The 15,304-nt window shown below is 68.8% G+C and carries 14 protein-coding genes; 10 read left to right on the forward strand and 4 right to left on the reverse strand.

Going from position 1 to position 15,304, the window contains the following annotated elements:
• Window positions 1–78 precede the first annotated feature (78 nt).
• The 8 genes from M8A51_RS24010 to M8A51_RS24045 all read left to right on the forward strand — a co-directional run bounded on the left by M8A51_RS24010 (window position 79) and on the right by M8A51_RS24045 (window position 8,813).
• Window positions 79–1,197, forward strand: a complete 1,119-nt coding sequence (locus tag M8A51_RS24010) for a zinc-ribbon domain-containing protein (RefSeq protein WP_251781148.1) — start codon at window positions 79–81, stop codon at window positions 1,195–1,197.
• A gap of 54 nt (window positions 1,198–1,251) precedes the next feature.
• A complete protein-coding gene (locus M8A51_RS24015) occupies window positions 1,252–2,454 on the forward strand; it encodes a zinc ribbon domain-containing protein (protein ID WP_251781150.1) in 1,203 nt (400 codons plus the stop codon).
• Window positions 2,451–3,224, forward strand: coding sequence for a helical backbone metal receptor (locus tag M8A51_RS24020; RefSeq protein WP_251781152.1), 774 nt, complete (start codon window positions 2,451–2,453; stop codon window positions 3,222–3,224). Before M8A51_RS24015 ends, M8A51_RS24020 begins: the two co-directional genes overlap by 4 nt.
• 41 nt (window positions 3,225–3,265) lie before the next feature.
• Entirely contained in the window at window positions 3,266–4,486 is a 1,221-nt protein-coding gene (locus tag M8A51_RS24025; protein ID WP_251781154.1) for a GGDEF domain-containing protein, read from the forward strand.
• Window positions 4,483–5,946 carry a metalloprotease TldD gene (gene tldD, locus M8A51_RS24030; RefSeq protein ID WP_251781155.1) on the forward strand — a complete coding sequence of 488 codons (1,464 nt, stop codon included), beginning with the start codon at window positions 4,483–4,485 and terminating at the stop codon, window positions 5,944–5,946. The genes M8A51_RS24025 and tldD overlap by 4 nt, the downstream gene beginning before the upstream one ends.
• Window positions 5,947–6,077: 131 nt before the next feature.
• Window positions 6,078–6,572, forward strand: a complete 495-nt coding sequence (locus M8A51_RS24035; RefSeq protein ID WP_251781157.1) for a hypothetical protein — start codon at window positions 6,078–6,080, stop codon at window positions 6,570–6,572.
• A 355-nt stretch (window positions 6,573–6,927) separates the two neighbouring features.
• On the forward strand, window positions 6,928–8,046 hold the full coding sequence (locus M8A51_RS24040; protein WP_251781159.1) for a 3-deoxy-7-phosphoheptulonate synthase: 1,119 nt from the start codon (window positions 6,928–6,930) through the stop codon (window positions 8,044–8,046).
• Window positions 8,047–8,471: 425 nt separating this feature from the next.
• On the forward strand, window positions 8,472–8,813 hold the full coding sequence (locus M8A51_RS24045) for an EF-hand domain-containing protein (RefSeq protein WP_251781160.1): 342 nt from the start codon (window positions 8,472–8,474) through the stop codon (window positions 8,811–8,813).
• An 8-nt stretch (window positions 8,814–8,821) separates the two neighbouring features.
• On the opposite strand, the gene M8A51_RS24050 is transcribed toward M8A51_RS24045, so the two are convergent.
• A complete protein-coding gene (locus M8A51_RS24050) occupies window positions 8,822–9,397 on the reverse strand; it encodes a cob(I)yrinic acid a,c-diamide adenosyltransferase (protein ID WP_251781161.1) in 576 nt (191 codons plus the stop codon).
• A 75-nt stretch (window positions 9,398–9,472) separates the two neighbouring features.
• Here M8A51_RS24050 and M8A51_RS24055 point away from each other — a divergent pair, with 75 nt between their 5' ends.
• A complete protein-coding gene (locus M8A51_RS24055) occupies window positions 9,473–10,894 on the forward strand; it encodes an FAD-binding oxidoreductase (RefSeq protein WP_251781162.1) in 1,422 nt (473 codons plus the stop codon).
• Between the two features lie 228 nt (window positions 10,895–11,122).
• Window positions 11,123–11,686, forward strand: a complete 564-nt coding sequence (locus M8A51_RS24060; RefSeq protein WP_251781164.1) for a class I SAM-dependent methyltransferase — start codon at window positions 11,123–11,125, stop codon at window positions 11,684–11,686.
• A 15-nt stretch (window positions 11,687–11,701) separates the two neighbouring features.
• Here the strand turns inward: M8A51_RS24060 and M8A51_RS24065 are convergent, their stop codons facing one another.
• The 3 genes from M8A51_RS24065 to M8A51_RS24075 form a co-directional block, all read right to left on the reverse strand.
• Window positions 11,702–12,178 carry a PEP-CTERM sorting domain-containing protein gene (locus M8A51_RS24065; protein WP_251781166.1) on the reverse strand — a complete coding sequence of 159 codons (477 nt, stop codon included), beginning with the start codon at window positions 12,176–12,178 and terminating at the stop codon, window positions 11,702–11,704.
• Between the two features lie 301 nt (window positions 12,179–12,479).
• On the reverse strand, window positions 12,480–13,997 hold the full coding sequence (locus tag M8A51_RS24070) for a SpoVR family protein (protein WP_251781167.1): 1,518 nt from the start codon (window positions 13,995–13,997) through the stop codon (window positions 12,480–12,482).
• Window positions 13,994–15,286, reverse strand: a complete 1,293-nt coding sequence (locus M8A51_RS24075; protein ID WP_251781168.1) for a YeaH/YhbH family protein — start codon at window positions 15,284–15,286, stop codon at window positions 13,994–13,996. Before M8A51_RS24075 ends, M8A51_RS24070 begins: the two co-directional genes overlap by 4 nt.
• Window positions 15,287–15,304 lie beyond the last annotated feature (18 nt).

A 15,304-nucleotide genomic window follows, 5' to 3' on the forward strand; every position in this document is an offset into this window, starting at 1 on the left:
AAGAACACGGGTGCACGCCAGCGAGCGGGCGGCACCCTCCGCTCGAGCGCCGCGGCGCGGGCGCCTCTGGAGGACACCATGAGCTTGATTTGCCCCAAGTGCGGGACCGACAACCGCGACAAGGCGAAGTTCTGCCGCGGCTGCGGCGCTTCGTTGGCCGGTGTGGCGGCCGATGCGCCGGCACCCGTCGAGCCGCCCGCCGCCGTGGCGACCACGCCGCTCAAACCCTGTCCTGCCTGCGGCACGCCGAACGAGGCCAGCGCCTTGCAGTGCCGGGTGTGCGGCCTGCCGATGAACCCGCAGGCGCCTGCGCCGGCGGGCAGTGACGTCGACCTCCTGCTCGGCCTGGGCAACACGGCGCCGACCCCCCTCGACGACGCCACCGTGGTGGCGTCGGCCCCGCTGCCGCCTGTGCCGCCGCCCCCGCCGCCGCCCGCGGTCCCGGCGGTCGACCCGTTGTCGGTGCTGCCGCCGGTAGAGGCTTCGCCGCCCGCACCGCCGCCGCCGGCCGACGCACCCGCCAGCTTCATGGATCAGCCCCCGCCGTCGGAGCGCAAGGCGCCGCTGATGTTGGTGGGTCTGGTGGCCGCCGGCGTGCTGGCGGGTGCCGGCGCATGGTGGTTGTTGCAGAGCAACAAGCCACAGGAGCCGATGGTTGAAGCGGCCCCGCCGGCTCCAATGGCTGCGCCCGCTCCCGCCCCTGCGCCCACGCCGGAACCTGCGCCTGCACCGGCCGCGATGCCGCCGGTGGTCGCCGAACCGACGCCTGAGCCGGCCAGCGCCCCCGCGGAGATGACCGCGGCGCCAGCCAACCCGCTCGGCGCCCTGTCGGCCGAGGACGAAGCCGCCGCGAAGAAGGCGAAGGACGAAGAGCGGGCCAAGGCACGTGCCGAGGCCCGCGCGCGAGCCAAGGCGAAGGCCGATGCCGAGGCGCGCGACCGCGCCGAGGCCGCCGCACGCGCCGCCGCCGCCAGAAAACCGGAGCCGCCCAAGCCGGCATTTGTGCCGCCGCCGGCCCCGGCGGCTGCGTCGGCCGCGCCCGCGGTGCCTGCCGATGTCTGCGGAGGCCGCGTTTTCATCGCCCTGCTGAGCTGTCTGAAGTCCGAGTGCCAGGACCCGGTCAAGGCCAGGCATCCGAAATGCGTCGACTTCCTCGAAGCCGAGCGGCGGCGCGAGCGGCAGAACCAGCTCCGTTAAGCTAGGCCGGTCAGGCCGTGCCCCACCGGCGCGGCCGCCTCGCCCCATTTCCCCATGGCCCTCAGCAGCGACAAGATCCAATCGGCCGGCGCCCTGCTGGCTTGCGTCGATGCCGTGCGCAACGCGCCAGCGCTGGCGGTGCTGCTGGGCACCTTCGCCGCGTCCGGCCTGCTGCTGGCGATGCTGGCGCAGTCGCTGTCGCGCGGACAGGCCGCGACGACGGTGCTTTATGGGCTGCTGGCCCTCACCACCGCGTTCTATGGCGGCAATGCCGCCGGCCTGCTGGTGATGGACGACGCCAAAGGGCAGCCACGGCGCAGCGTGGCCAGTGCGCTCGTGACGTCGCTGCGCATCGCACACCGCCTGCTCGGTGCGCTGTTGCTGATCGGCATCACCTACGCCGCCGGAGCTTTCGTGTTGGCGGTGGTGCTGCTCGTCTGCAAGACGCCGGTACTGGGCCCTGTGGCTTTCACGCTGGTGCTGCCGGCCGCGGTGGTGGTGGTGGGGCTGGCGCTGCTGGCGGTGCCGACCGTGATCGTGCCGCTGGCCGCGCCTGCCATCTGGGACGGGGCCGACACGCTGCAATGCGTCGGCCGGCTGTTCGCGATCGCGCGCCGGCGGCTGCTCGACGTCGTCTTGATGATGCTGTTCGTCGGCCTGCTGGCGGGCGTGATCGGTGCACTGGTGATGTTCGTCGTGCTGGCCGGCGGGCAGACGGTGGCGCGGCTCTCGGCGGCCATCCTCGGGCCCGAAGCGCCGGCTGACCAGTTGATGGCCGGGCTGTTCGGTTTCGGCCTGCGCAGCCTCGCGGGCGCCGGGGTTCCGGTCGGCGCCAAGGCCTACGCGGTGGCCGGTGTCATCGGCGGCGGGGTGGTGGCAGCCGCCGGCATGGTGCTGCCGGGGCTCGTCTACCTGCGCGGCGCCTGCACGGTGTACCTGGCGCAGGCCGACGTGGCGCCGCTGCCGGCACCGGCGTCGCCCGGCGCGCCGGTGCAGCGCACGGAACCGCGACCGGCGGCGCCACGCGGCATCCTCGCGCCGCCGCCCGATTCGTCCGGGCTCGACACGACCATCACCATGGCGAGGGCGCCGCTGCAGCCCACCGAGCCGCGGCCCCACGCGGTGGACGTCGACCTGTCGCTCGACGAGATGGAGGCCCCCGCGCATTGCCCGGTGTGCCGTCATGCGCTGCTGCACAACGACCGCTTCTGCGGCGTTTGCGGCACGCCGGTGAACGACCCCCGCTCGACACCATGAAGCTGCGCATCGCGAGCCTGGTGCCTTCGGTCACCGAGTTGCTCGCGGCACTGGGGCTCGCGCCGTGGCTGGTGGCCCGCACCGGCTTTTGCATACATCCGCGCGAGGTGCTGGCGGCGGTGCCGAAGGTCGGCGGCACGAAGGACGTCAACCTGCCCAAGCTGCGGCGTCTCGCGCCGACCCACGTGATCGTCAACGTCGACGAGAACAAGCGGGCGACGGTGGAGGCGCTGCGTGAGTTCGTGCCGCACGTGGTGGTCACGCACCCGTGCGCACCGCACGACAACCTTGCGCTGTACCGGCAGATGGCCGCCTGCTTCGGTGATGTCGACGGCGTGCTCGAGCGGGGCGCGGCGCTGGGCCGCGCCCTCGAAGAACAGCTGCAGCTGACCTCGGCCCGCACCTGGCCGCGACGGCAGGTGTTGTATTGCATCTGGCGCGAGCCGTGGATGACCGTCGCCCGGGACACCTACATCTCGCGCATGCTGGCGCTCGTGAACTGGCACACCCTGCCGGCCGTCGAGGGGGGGGCGCATGGCGCGGCACGCTACCCGGCCTTCAGTGGCAGCGAGCCGTGGCTGGCCGAGGTCGACGAGGTGCTGCTGAGCAGCGAGCCGTACCGTTTCGGCCAGGCGCATGCCGACGAGGTGCGGCGCTGGCTGGGGCGCGACGTGCGCCTGGTCGATGGCGAACTGCTGAGCTGGTATGGGCCGCGTGCCGCGGCCGGTGTGGGCTATCTGCGCGAGCTCGCCGGTGCGCAGCTCAAGTGAAGGCGCGGTACGCCGATAACGAATGGCCGCTGCCTTGTGCCATGACGCTCGACGCCCAGACGCTGTTTCTTTCGATGTGGGTCAACGTGACCCTGATGAGCTGTGCACTCGCCGTCGGCGTGCACTGGCGGCAGAAGACCTCGCGCACCGGCATCCACGCCTGGAGCGCGGCCTTGTTGTGCCAGTCGGCCGGCTGGGCACTGCTGATGCTGGCGTTCCGCGGCTGGCCGCGAGGGCTGTCGACGCTGGGTGCGGCGGCGCTGGTCGCGAGCGTCGGCTGCATGTATGTCGCCGTGCAGTCCTATTTGCGGCGGCCCGTGCGGCCGGCGTGGGTGGTCGTGCCACCGCTTGCGGTGGCGGTCGTGCACTGGTTGGTGTTCTCCCATTTCGGCGCTCGCATCGCGGTCGTCAACGGCGTGCTGGGCGTGCAAATGGGCTGGCTCGCGTGGGCCCTGCTGCGCCCCGGTGCCGCAGCTTCCAGCTGGCGTTGGCGCTGGCTGGCGGGCGCCGGGCTCGCCGCGTCGGCGCCGCTGGTGTTCGGTCGCATGGCCATTGCGCTGTGGGCGCCCGAGCGCTACCCCGCCTTCGATTCGCCGCATTGGCTCAACGCGCTCGGCCTGCTGGTCAACAACGCCTGCCTGACGATCGGCACGCTGGCCTTCCTGCTGGCACATCGCGACGAGGCGGAACAGGCGCTGCGCCGCCTGGCCACCGTCGACGGGCTGACCGGTGTGCTCAACCGCCGCACGCTGCTGGAGCGAGCCGAAGAGCAGGTCGCGCTCGCGCGCCGGCACTGCCAGCCATTGGCGGTGCTGATGCTGGACCTCGACCACTTCAAGGAGATCAACGACACGCGGGGCCACCCGGCCGGTGACCGGGCGCTGGAGCTGTTCGCCGACGCGCTGCGGCTGACGCTGCGCCAGCCGGATTTGGTCGGCCGCTATGGCGGCGAGGAATTCTGCGTCGTGCTGCCGATGTCCGGGTTGGACGCCGTGCGAGGCATCGATGCGCGGCTGCGAGAGCGTCTGCAGCACGAGGTCGGGCCGCTGCTCGGGTTCCGACTCGGCTTCAGCGCCGGGGCGACGCAGTTGCAGCCGGACGACGACGGGCTGGGCGCGGTGATCGCGCGGGCCGATCGGGCCCTGTACGCGGCCAAGTCCGCGGGGCGTGGCCGGCTGGTGCTGGAGGGCACGCAGGCGGCCGGGGACGCCGGCCCTGCTGATCGCGCGGTGTTGCCCCCGACGCCTACAATCGATCCATGATTTCGCGCGAACCCACCCTCGAACGCCTGGCCATCGCCAAATCGCTGCTGCTCGATCCCTTCGGGCTCGACGAGACGCAGCTCGCGAGGGCGCTGCGCGTGATCGGCGAGCACCGCATCGACGACGCCGACCTCTATTTCCAGTACACGCGCAGCGAAGGCTGGAGCCTGGAGGAGGGCATCGTGAAATCCGGCAGCTTCGGCATCGACCAGGGCGTCGGCGTGCGGGCGGTGGCCGGCGAGAAGACCGCGTTCGCGTATTCCGACGACATCTCCGAGGCCGCGCTGTTCGATGCGGCGCGCACGGTGCGCACCATCGCCGCGGCCGGGCAGAGCCGCCGCGTGAAGGTCGGCGGCGCCTCCACCGTCGCCGGCAGCCGCGTGCTGTATGCGCCGATGGACCCGATCGCCACGCTCGACAGCACCCAGAAGGTGGCGCTGCTCGAGCGCGTCGAGCAGCTGGCACGCGCGCGCGACCCGCGCGTGGTGCAGGTGATGGCCGGCCTGATGGGCGAGTACGACGTGGTGCTGGTGGCCCGCGCCGACGGCACCATCGCTGCCGACGTGCGGCCGCTGGTGCGCCTGTCGGTGACGGTGATCGCCGAGCAGAACGGCCGGCGCGAGGTCGGCTCGGGCGGCGGCGGCGGCCGTTTCGGCCTCGGCTACTTCCATGACCACGTGATCGAGAGCTATGTCAACGACGCCGTCAACGCCGCGCTGACCAACCTCGAAAGCCGCCCGGCACCGGCCGGCGAGATGACCGTGGTGCTCGGCCCCGGCTGGCCCGGCGTGCTGCTGCACGAGGCGATCGGCCACGGGCTCGAGGGCGACTTCAACCGCAAAGGCTCGAGCGCGTTCTCGGGCCGCATCGGCGAGCGGGTCGCCGCCAAGGGGGTCACGGTGCTCGACGACGGCACGCTGCCCGATCGGCGCGGGTCGCTCAACGTCGACGACGAAGGCAACGCTTCGCAACGCAACGTGCTGATCGAGGACGGCATCCTGAAGGGCTACATCCAGGACGCGACGAACGCGCGCCTGATGAAGGTCAAGCCCACCGGCAACGGCCGCCGCGAAAGCTACGCGCATGTGCCGATGCCGCGCATGACCAACACCTACATGCTGGCCGGCGACCAGACGCGCGACGAGATCGTCGCCAGCATGAAGAAAGGCCTGTACGCGACCAATTTCGGTGGCGGCCAGGTCGACATCACGAGCGGCAAGTTCGTGTTCTCGGCCAGCGAGGCCTACTGGGTCGAGAACGGCCGCATCCAGTACCCGGTCAAGGGCGCGACCATCATCGGCAACGGGCCCGACGCCTTGACGCGGGTGACGATGATCGGCAACGACCTCGAACTCGACACCGGCGTCGGCACCTGCGGCAAGGAAGGCCAGAGCGTGCCAGTCGGTGTCGGCCAGCCGACGCTGCGCATCGACGGGCTGACGGTCGGCGGCACCGCCTGATCGCATCCGGCCCACGGCCTTCGAGAGCTTTCTCACGCGCTGCGCCGCCTGTAGGACGGCGCGTCTTGCGGCCCCCGGGACGAGCCGCTACGCTGACGCGTCCAGGGGCTTTCCGTGCCTTTGGGCCCGCCATGTCCGAAGACCCGCCGCCGCCGCCCGCACCTCGCCCGCCACCCGACCGGACGGTGCTGGAGCGCGCCGAACGGGTCAACAACGACCTGATGAAGTTCGTGCGCCAGGTGCGCACGGCCACCGGGCCGGTGCGTGCGAAGCTGCAGCAGGACATGCGCGCGCGGCTGGAAGCCGAGCGCGCCGCATTGCTCGGCGGCCAGCACGTGATCCCGGAAACGCTGCGGCACTACGCGGTCACGTTCACCGAGGTGCAGTGGCTGCTCGACGTCTGGATCGAGGCGACCGAGCGTAACAAGGACGAGCAGGAATACCGCCACGACTTCATCGACGTCGCGACGCGCATGCTCGGTGAGTTGGAGGTGCTGCGCCAGCCCGACCCGGCGCTCGACCCGCCGGGCCGCAAGCCGGGGTGGTGGTCGGCCATCACGCGGGGCCTGCGGCCGGGCGAATCGACGGAAGGCCGTGACCCGGGCGACCCCGACCTGGTGATCTAGGAGCCCCCCGACGGCCTTCGGCCGACCCCCCTGGGGGCGACGCTGACGGACCGGCAGAGCCGGATCCGTGGCGTCACTGGGGCGGAGCCGCTACTGATGGTGGCCTGGTTGTGCGCTTGACGCGCTGCAGCGGGTGCGTGCTACATTACCGCCCATGCTTCGCGCAGCCCGCTTCTTCTTCTTTTACTTTTGGTTCTCGCACCGCACCGGCGGGGGAGAGGCAAGCGCGTAACCGAACACGAGCGAACCGAATCCGAGAAACCGCCGGGAGTCCCCGGCGGTTTTTTTTTGCCCCGGCCCGTCTCGATCCAGGAACGCTCCCACCCGACAACCGACACCAAGGAGCCCACGTCCCATGAATGCCAAGTCCACCAGCACCGTCGAGGGTTGGTATGCGCCGATCGACAAGACCTCGCAAACCGACGACGAAAGGATCAAGGACGTGACCCCGCTACCGCCGCCGGAGCATCTGATCCGCTTCTTCCCGATACGGGGCACGTCGGTCGAGACGCTGGTGGGCGACACGCGCCAGCGCATCCGCCACATCATGAACCACAAGGACGACCGGTTGCTGGTCGTGATCGGGCCGTGTTCGATCCACGACCCGGCCGCGGCGGTCGACTACGCGAAGCAGCTGCTGGTGCAGCGCGAGAAGTACGCCGACACGCTGGAGATCGTGATGCGCGTGTACTTCGAGAAGCCGCGCACGACCGTGGGCTGGAAGGGCTTGATCAACGACCCGTATCTGGACGAGAGCTTCCGCATCGACGAAGGCCTGCGCATGGCGCGCCAGCTGCTGATCGACATCAACCGCGTGGGCATGCCCGCCGGCAGCGAGTTCCTCGACGTGATCTCGCCGCAGTACATCGGCGACCTGATCGCCTGGGGCGCGATCGGTGCCCGCACCACCGAAAGCCAGGTACACCGCGAGCTGGCGTCGGGCATCTCGGCGCCGATCGGCTTCAAGAACGGCACCGACGGCAACATCAAGATCGCGACCGACGCCATCCAGGCGGCCGGCCGACCGCACCACTTCCTGTCGGTGCACAAGAACGGCCAGGTCGCCATTGTCGAGACGAAGGGCAACAAGGACTGCCACGTGATCTTGCGTGGCGGCAAGGCGCCGAACTACGACGCGCAGAGCGTCGAGGCGGCCTGCCGCGACCTCGAGGCGGCCAAGCTGCCGTGCTCGCTGATGGTCGACTGCTCGCACGCCAATTCGAGCAAGCAGCACGAGCGCCAGGTGGAGGTCGCGCGCGACATCGCCGGCCAGATCGCCGAAGGTTCGAAGCGCGTTTTCGGCGTGATGGTCGAAAGCCACCTGCATGGCGGGGCCCAGAAGTTCACGCCCGGCAAGGACGACCCGCGCAAGCTGGAATACGGCAAGAGCATCACCGACGCCTGCATCGGCTGGGACCACTCGCTGGAGGTGCTGGAGATCTTGTCCGGCGCGGTCAAGCGGAGGCGCGGATGAGCTTCAAGGGCCGGCCCACGGGTTTGTAAGGCCGGTAAGAGGCGGCAAGAAGGCTGGCGCCAGGGTCGCCGGCGTAGTGGAATCCGTGCCATGCGACGCTCTGCATGCCGGGGTTAGGTGCTTCGGGGCACTGTGGCGGCAGGCGACGCATGGAACCCTCGTCAGGCATGAGCGGCGGTTTCGTCTCCTTGTTGAACTGATTTCCCTCAGCAGAGCCCACGTCGAGTGGGTAATCGCCCGCCTCGATCCCCACCAGGATCCTGGCGGGTTTTTTTTGCCACGCTGCGGAAGTTTGTGAGTACACGCATTCGGTTCCGCGAGCAAATGACCGTTGTAACGCGGGTAAAGCCAGGAAAAACTGCTGGCTTAAACCCGGCCTCGACCGTCCAATGAGGACGCTTGTGCAACGACACCGAGGAATGCCCATGTCTCGATCCATCCACCGCGCGGGCTGCCGTGTCGACCATGGCGTCGTGTTGCAGGCCAAGCGTGTATTGGCAGTGACGCTCGGGGCGCTGGCGCTGTCCGCCCACGCGCAAACCCAGCCTTCCATCACTCCCACCCCTGCTGCGCAACAGGCGCCGAAGCAGGACGCGATCCAGCGCTTGTTCAGCCGTGTCGACACCGACGGCGATGGGCGGCTGAGCGCAGAAGAGGCCACACGGCTGCCGGCCATCTCGGCGCGCTTCGACGAGATCGATGCCAACCGTGACGGCGGGCTCGATCCCGACGAATTCCACACCGGTGCGACCGCCCCGGTGCGCTGACCGGGCCCTCAGGTGATGTTGCGCTTGAGCCGCTCGCTGTTCCAGTAAACGTCGTCGCCGCCCAAGCCGTCGAGGTTGGCGCGGTTGAGCACGCGCGCCAGCACGAACAGCAGGTCGGACAGACGGTTCAGATAGTGCCGCGGCGCTTCGCGCACGGCTTGAGCGCCACCGAGTGCAACGACTGCACGCTCGGCGCGTCGCGCCATCGTGCGGGCCACGTGCGCCAATGCAGCGCTTCGGGTGCCGGCCGGCAGGATGAATTCCTTCAACCGGGGCAGCGTGCCGTTGTAGTGAGCGAGCGCCTCGTCGAGTCGGGCCACGGCGTCGGTCTTCAGCAGCTCGTGGCCGGGCATCGACAGCTCGCCGCCCAGGTTGAACAGCTCGTGCTGGATGGTCACCAGCAGTTCGCGCACGTCGTCGGGCAGCGGTTCGGACAGCACCACCCCGAGCTGGGAATTCAGCTCGTCGACATCGCCCATCGCGTGCACGCGCAGGTGGTCTTTCGGAACCCGCGTGCCGTCGCCGAGGCCGGTGCTGCCGTCGTCGCCGGTGCGGGTGGCGATTTGCGTGAGTCGGTTGCCCATGGTGGAAGCTGCTCCTTTCAGCGGCAGTTTAGGGTCGGGCTCCTAGAATGGTTTGAAACAGACCAGGAGACAAGCATGAATGCACCGCTGGCCAGCCATTTGCTGCCGCAGTTCGAACAGCGCACCGCGCCGCCGGCGATGCTGGAAGCCCTGAAGGCCCGCTTCGGCGACCGCTGTTCGCTGGCACTGGCCGTGCGCGAGCAGCACGGGCGTGACGAGTCGCCCTTCGACGTGTCGCCCCCGGACGCCGTGGTCTATGCCGAGAGCAACGAAGACGTGGCCTTCGTCGTCAAGCTGGCCGATACACACGCGGTGCCGGTGATTCCCTTCGGCGTCGGCTCTTCGCTCGAAGGGCACCTGCTGGCCGTGCAGGGCGGCGTCAGCATCGACCTGAGTCGCATGAACAAGGTGTTGAGCGTCGACGCCGAGGACCTGACCGTCACGGTGCAGGCCGGTGTCACGCGCATGCAGCTGAACAACGAGATCCGCCACACCGGGCTGTTCTTCCCGATCGACCCTGGCGCCGACGCGACGCTGGGCGGCATGTCGGCCACGCGCGCCAGCGGCACGAACGCCGTGCGCTACGGCACGATGCGCGAGAACGTGCTCGGGCTGACGGTGGTGACCGCGAACGGCGACATCGTGCCGACGGGCACCCGCGCGAAGAAGTCGAGCGCCGGTTACGACCTCACCCGGCTGCTCGTCGGCAGCGAGGGCACGCTGGGCGTGATGACCGAGATCACGCTGCGGCTGTATCCGCAGCCGGAAGCGATCTCCGCGGCAGTGTGCAGCTTCCCGACGCTCGAGGCGGCGGTGCGCACGACGATACAGATCATCCAGATGGGCGTGCCGATCGCACGCTGCGAACTGCTCGATGCCAATGCCGTGCGCGCCGTGAATCGCCACGACAAGCTGACGCTGCGCGAAGGGCCGATGCTGCTGATGGAGTTCCACGGCACCGAGGCAGGCGTCAAGGAGCAGGCCGAACTGGTGCAGGAGATTGCACGGGAGCTCGGCGGCGAAGATTTCCAATGGGCCACCACGCCCGAAGAACGCACGCGCCTGTGGACGGCACGACACCATGCGTACTTCGCGGCGCTGCAGATGAAGCCTGGCTGCCGGGCGGTCACGACCGACACCTGCGTGCCGATCTCGAGGCTGGCCGAATGCCTGCTGGAAACCATCGACGAAGCCGATGCCGCCGGCTTGGCGTATTTCGTGGTCGGCCATGTCGGCGACGGCAACTTCCACGTCGGCTACCTGATCGACCCGGCGAAACCCGAGGAGCGGGAGCTGGCCGAGTCCTTGAACCTGAAGCTGGTGTCGCGCGCGATCCGGCTCGAAGGCACCTGCACCGGCGAGCATGGCATCGGCTTGCACAAGATGGGATTTCTGCTCGACGAGGCGGGGCCGGGAGCGGTCGCGATGATGCGCTCGATCAAGCACGCGCTCGACCCGAAGAACATCATGAACCCGGGCAAGATCTTCGCGTTGTAGCCGCCGCATTGTTGCGCTGCGGCGGCACGTGCCGTTTCAACTGCAAGCGTTGGCAAGCAGTGCCTGAGCCGTCGAGGTAGCCCGGCCCGACCCACGGTGTCCCGTGTCGCGGGCCTCTTGCAGGATGTGGGCGGCGGCTTCGCGCCGCGTGCACGGCCAAGGTTTTCTCACATCTTCGGCTGGCAATTGCGCCACGATGTGCCGATCTGACCATGGGGAGGCAACGAGATGACGACCGCGATGTTCCTCAAGCAAGCACTGGCCCGGCCGCAACGCGTCGGTGCGCTGCTGCCGTCGTCGCGCTACCTGGCGGCCGCGATGGCGCGTGAGGCGGCCGGCGCAGGCCTGCTGGTGGAACTGGGCGCCGGCACCGGGGCGGTGACACGGGTGCTGCGCGACGCCTGCCCGGCGACGCCGCTCATCGCTGCCGAGATCGACGCCGAACTCGCCTGGCACCTGCGCCTGCGCTTCCCTGGCGTCGACGTGCGTGCCGCCCATGCCCACCGACTCGTCGCCGAGCTGCGCCGCGAGGCGCTGCCTGAGCAAGCGGTGGTGGTGTCCTCGCTGCCCTTTCGTTCACTGCCGCGCAAAGTGCATCTGCGCACTGTCGAGGCGATCTGCAACTTCCTGGAAGACGACCCGACGCGCCGCCTGGTGCAGTACACCTACCAGCCCCGGCGGCCGTTCGATCTGCCGGAGCACAGCCGGCTGCTGTGGCGCTGGCGGCGCACGGTGTGGCTCAACGTGCCGCCGGCGGGGGTGTGGGTGTTGCAGCGTACGCCCGAGAGCTGAAGCAGGCGACGGGGCTCAGTGGCCCGGCCGGCGCCGGCGTTTCCGGGCGAGCGCGCCGAGACCGGCGAGCAGCAGTGCCGCGGTCTGCGGCTCGGGGACGGGAGTCATCAGCAGGTAGCTGTACTCATCGCTGGTGCCGACACGGCGCGCGAAGGCGAGCACCTCACCCCGGTTGTTCAGGTCGACCAGCGACTCGAAGTCCAGGCTGGTACCGCCGGTGTACAGGAAAGAATAGGTCTCGAGCCCGTTGGAGGCCGAGCCGATCACGTCCCCGGCGTCGTTGAGCGCGTAAGCGTAGGTGTAGTCATACCCTTCGCGGACCGGCAGGTAGCGGGCTCCGGTGGCACTGTCCCAAAGCGCTCCGCGGATGGTTTCGTCGTCCGATTTGAAGTCGACGATCACGGTGCCGCTGTTCTTGACGTCGATGGCCCAGCCACGCGTTTCGCCACCCGGGCCGGTGAGCGCCTGCATCGCGCCGTCGCTGAAGAACATCGGAGAGATCGTTGAGCGCGTGGGCCTCGGTGTAGCGGCCAAAGGCCCGTGTGTCGATCGGTTGGCCGGTGTATCGGGGGGCAGCTTCAGTGTCGAGTGCGACGCAGGCGGCTGCTGCTGCCATGAAGATCGCCGGTGTCTGCCGGACGAAGGCGAAAGGAAAGATCATGCGAAGGTGCTCCAGGAGGTGTGGAGCCGGCGTGGGGTTTGCCGGGCTTTTGCCAACCTTGGCGCTGCGGCGGCGTGCCTGCCCCCCGAGATCGCGGGGGAGGCGTTGCCGCAGTTTGACGACCGCTGCGCTTCAGGCGCGCGGCGCGTGCACCGTCCACTGGCGTGCGACGCTGCCCCGGTTGTCGACGCTTTCGAGGTGCACGTCGAAGCCCCACAACCGCGCGACGTGCTTCAGCACTTCCTGGGCGTCGTCGTCGAGCGGGCGGTTGTTGTGCTGCGTGTGGCGCAGCGTCAACGAGCGGTCGCCGCGCAGGTTGACGCTCCAGACCTGGATGTTCGGCTCGCGGTGGTTGAGGTCGTACTGGCGCGACAGCGACTCGCGCAGCGCGCGGTAGCCGCTGTCGTCGTGGATGGCCGCGACTTCGAGTTCGGCTTCTTCCTCGTCGTCGTGGATCGCGAAGAAGCGGAAGTCCCGCATCATCTTGGGGCTCAGGAACTGGCCGACGAAGCTTTCGTCCTTGAAGTTGCGCATCGCGTAGTCGAGCGTCGGCAGCCAGTCGGAGCCGGCGATGTCGGGGAACCAGTGGCGGTCTTCGTCGGTCGGGCTCTCGCAAATGCGCTTCAGGTCGGTGTACATCGCGAAGCCGAGCGCATACGGGTTGATGCCGCTGTAGGCCCGGTGCCCCACCGGCGGCTGGTAGATCACGTTGGTGTGGGACTTCAGGCATTCGAGCATGAAGCCATCGGCCAGCCGGCCCTGGTCGTACAGCGTGTTGAGCAGCGTGTAGTGCCAGAAGGTGGCCCAGCCCTCGTTCATGACCTGGGTCTGGCGCTGCGGATAGAAGTACTGCGCGACCTTGCGCACGATACGCACGATCTCGCGTTGCCACGGCTCCAGCAGCGGCGCGTTCTTCTCGATGAAGTAGAGGATGTTTTCCTGCGGCTCGCTCGGGAAGCGGTGCGCGGCTTCTTCTTCCTCGCTGCTGCGGTCCGCCTTGCGCGGCAGGGTGCGCCACAGGTCGTTGATCTGCTGCTGCAGGTAGGCCTCGCGTTCGGTACGGCGCGCCTGCTCTTGCGCGAGCGACAGCTTCTGCGGGCGCCGGTAGCGGTCGACGCCGTGGTTCATCAGCGCGTGGCAGGAGTCGAGCAGGTCCTCGACCGCTTCGACGCCGTGGCGCTCCTCGCATTCGGCGATGTAGTTCTTCGCGTAGACGAGGTAGTCGATGATCGACGACGCGTCGGTCCACATGCGGAACAGGTAGTTGCCCTTGAAGAAGCTGTTGTGCCCGTACGCCGCGTGCGCGATCACCAGCGCCTGCATCGCCATCGTGTTCTCCTCCATCAGGTAGGAGATGCACGGGTCCGAGTTGATGACGATCTCGTAGGCCAGGCCCATGAAACCGCGTCGGTAGTTCTTTTCGGTGGCAATGAACTGCTTGCCGTAAGACCAGTGGCGATAGATCACCGGCATGCCGACGGAGGCGTACGCGTCCATCATCTGCTCGGCGGTGATGATCTCGAGCTGGTTGGCGTAGGTGTCGAGCTTGTAGTCGCGCGCGGTGCGGGCGATCGCGTCGTGGTACGTCTCGATGAGGTCGAAGGTCCAGTCCGACGGGCTGGGCAGCGGCTCATGGGCGCGTTCTTTCATGCGGGCGCCCCCTCTTTCTTGAACAGGTCGCGGAACACCGGGTAGATCTCGGCGGCGTCGACGACCTTGCGCATGGCGAAGTTCTTGTGGCTCTCGAGCAACTGGGTGTATTCCTCCCAGAGGTTCTGCTCGGCTTCGGCCACCTGGACATAGGCGTAGTAGCGGCACAGCGGCAGGATCTGGTCGGCCAGCAGCTCGCGGCAGCGGCCGCTGTCGTGGTGCCAGTTGTCGCCGTCGCTGGCCTGCGCGCCGTAGATGTTCCACTCGCCGCTCGGGTAGCGTGCCTTGGCAATGTCGTGCATCAGCGTCAGCGCGCTCGACACCACGGTGCCGCCGGTTTCGGTGGCGTGGAAGAACTCGTCCTCGGTCACCTCGGCCGCCTGCGTGTGGTGGCGGATGAAGACCAGGTCGATCTTCTCGTAGTGACGGGTCAGGAACAGGTACAGCAGCATGAAGAAGCGCTTGGACATGTCCTTGCGCGACTCGTCCATCGAGCCGGAGACGTCCATCAGGCAGAACATCACGGCCTTGGCGGTCGGCACCGGCACCCGCACGCGGCTGCGGTAGCGCAGGTCGATGGGGTCGAGATAGGGGACCTTCTTCTTGAGGTAGACGCGCAGTTCCTCGATGCGCGCTTCGGCCTCGCGGATCTCGCGATCGACCATCGGGTCGCGCGGGCCGGGCCGCTCGAGCAGCCGGGCCAGGTGGTGTTCGAGGTGGCGCAGCTCGCGGCGCGCGTCGCCACCGAGCGCGATGCGCCGCGCCAGCGCGCCGCGCATCGAGCGCACGACGTGCAGATTGTTGGGTGTGCCGTCGCTCGTGAAACCGGCGCGGTGGCTCTTCCACTCGGGCACGTCGGCGAGCTGGGTGCGGATCAGGTGGGGCAGGGCGAGGTCTTCGAAGAAGACCTGCATGAACTCTTCCTTGCTGAGGTGGAAGACGAAATCGTCCTCGCCCTCGCCGCTGTCGCTCGCATTGGAGCCACCGCCCTGGCCACCGCCGCCCTGGGGCCGCTCGATGCGGTCGCCCTTGACGTATTCCTTGTTGCCGGGGTGGACGTAGTCGCGCGTGCCGCCCTGGCCGTGGCTGAACACGGGCTCGGACACGTCACGCTTGGGCAGCGTGATGTCCTCGCCCTGTTCGAGGTTGCGGATGCCGCGCCCGCTGACCGCCTTGCGTACCGCCTCGCGGATCTGCTCGCGATAGCGGCGCAGGAAGCGCTCGCGGTTGCCGATGGACTTGTTCTTGCCCGACAGCCGCCGATCGATGATCTGCTGAAGCATGGGCATGGAGGCGGTCCTTTCGTT

Origin of the sequence: Caldimonas mangrovi (genome assembly GCF_023721835.1) — a bacterium.
GTDB lineage: Bacteria > Pseudomonadota > Gammaproteobacteria > Burkholderiales > Burkholderiaceae_C > Caldimonas > Caldimonas mangrovi.

What these genes read in the sequence shown, in the direction of transcription:
- M8A51_RS24040 (WP_251781159.1), top strand. Translation starts at nt 6,928, where the DNA reads ATGAATGCCAAGTCCACCAGCACCGTCGAGGGTTGGTATGCGCCGATC.
- M8A51_RS24035 (WP_251781157.1), top strand. Translation starts at nt 6,078, where the DNA reads ATGTCCGAAGACCCGCCGCCGCCGCCCGCACCTCGCCCGCCACCCGAC.
- M8A51_RS24045 (WP_251781160.1), top strand. Translation starts at nt 8,472, where the DNA reads ATGTCTCGATCCATCCACCGCGCGGGCTGCCGTGTCGACCATGGCGTC.
- M8A51_RS24055 (WP_251781162.1), top strand. Translation starts at nt 9,473, where the DNA reads ATGAATGCACCGCTGGCCAGCCATTTGCTGCCGCAGTTCGAACAGCGC.
- M8A51_RS24060 (WP_251781164.1), top strand. Translation starts at nt 11,123, where the DNA reads ATGACGACCGCGATGTTCCTCAAGCAAGCACTGGCCCGGCCGCAACGC.
- tldD (WP_251781155.1), top strand. Translation starts at nt 4,483, where the DNA reads ATGATTTCGCGCGAACCCACCCTCGAACGCCTGGCCATCGCCAAATCG.
- M8A51_RS24065 (WP_251781166.1), bottom strand. Translation starts at nt 12,178, where the DNA reads ATGTTCTTCAGCGACGGCGCGATGCAGGCGCTCACCGGCCCGGGTGGC.
- M8A51_RS24020 (WP_251781152.1), top strand. Translation starts at nt 2,451, where the DNA reads ATGAAGCTGCGCATCGCGAGCCTGGTGCCTTCGGTCACCGAGTTGCTC.
- M8A51_RS24015 (WP_251781150.1), top strand. Translation starts at nt 1,252, where the DNA reads ATGGCCCTCAGCAGCGACAAGATCCAATCGGCCGGCGCCCTGCTGGCT.
- M8A51_RS24025 (WP_251781154.1), top strand. Translation starts at nt 3,266, where the DNA reads ATGACGCTCGACGCCCAGACGCTGTTTCTTTCGATGTGGGTCAACGTG.
- M8A51_RS24010 (WP_251781148.1), top strand. Translation starts at nt 79, where the DNA reads ATGAGCTTGATTTGCCCCAAGTGCGGGACCGACAACCGCGACAAGGCG.
- M8A51_RS24070 (WP_251781167.1), bottom strand. Translation starts at nt 13,997, where the DNA reads ATGAAAGAACGCGCCCATGAGCCGCTGCCCAGCCCGTCGGACTGGACC.
- M8A51_RS24050 (WP_251781161.1), bottom strand. Translation starts at nt 9,397, where the DNA reads ATGGGCAACCGACTCACGCAAATCGCCACCCGCACCGGCGACGACGGC.
- M8A51_RS24075 (WP_251781168.1), bottom strand. Translation starts at nt 15,286, where the DNA reads ATGCCCATGCTTCAGCAGATCATCGATCGGCGGCTGTCGGGCAAGAAC.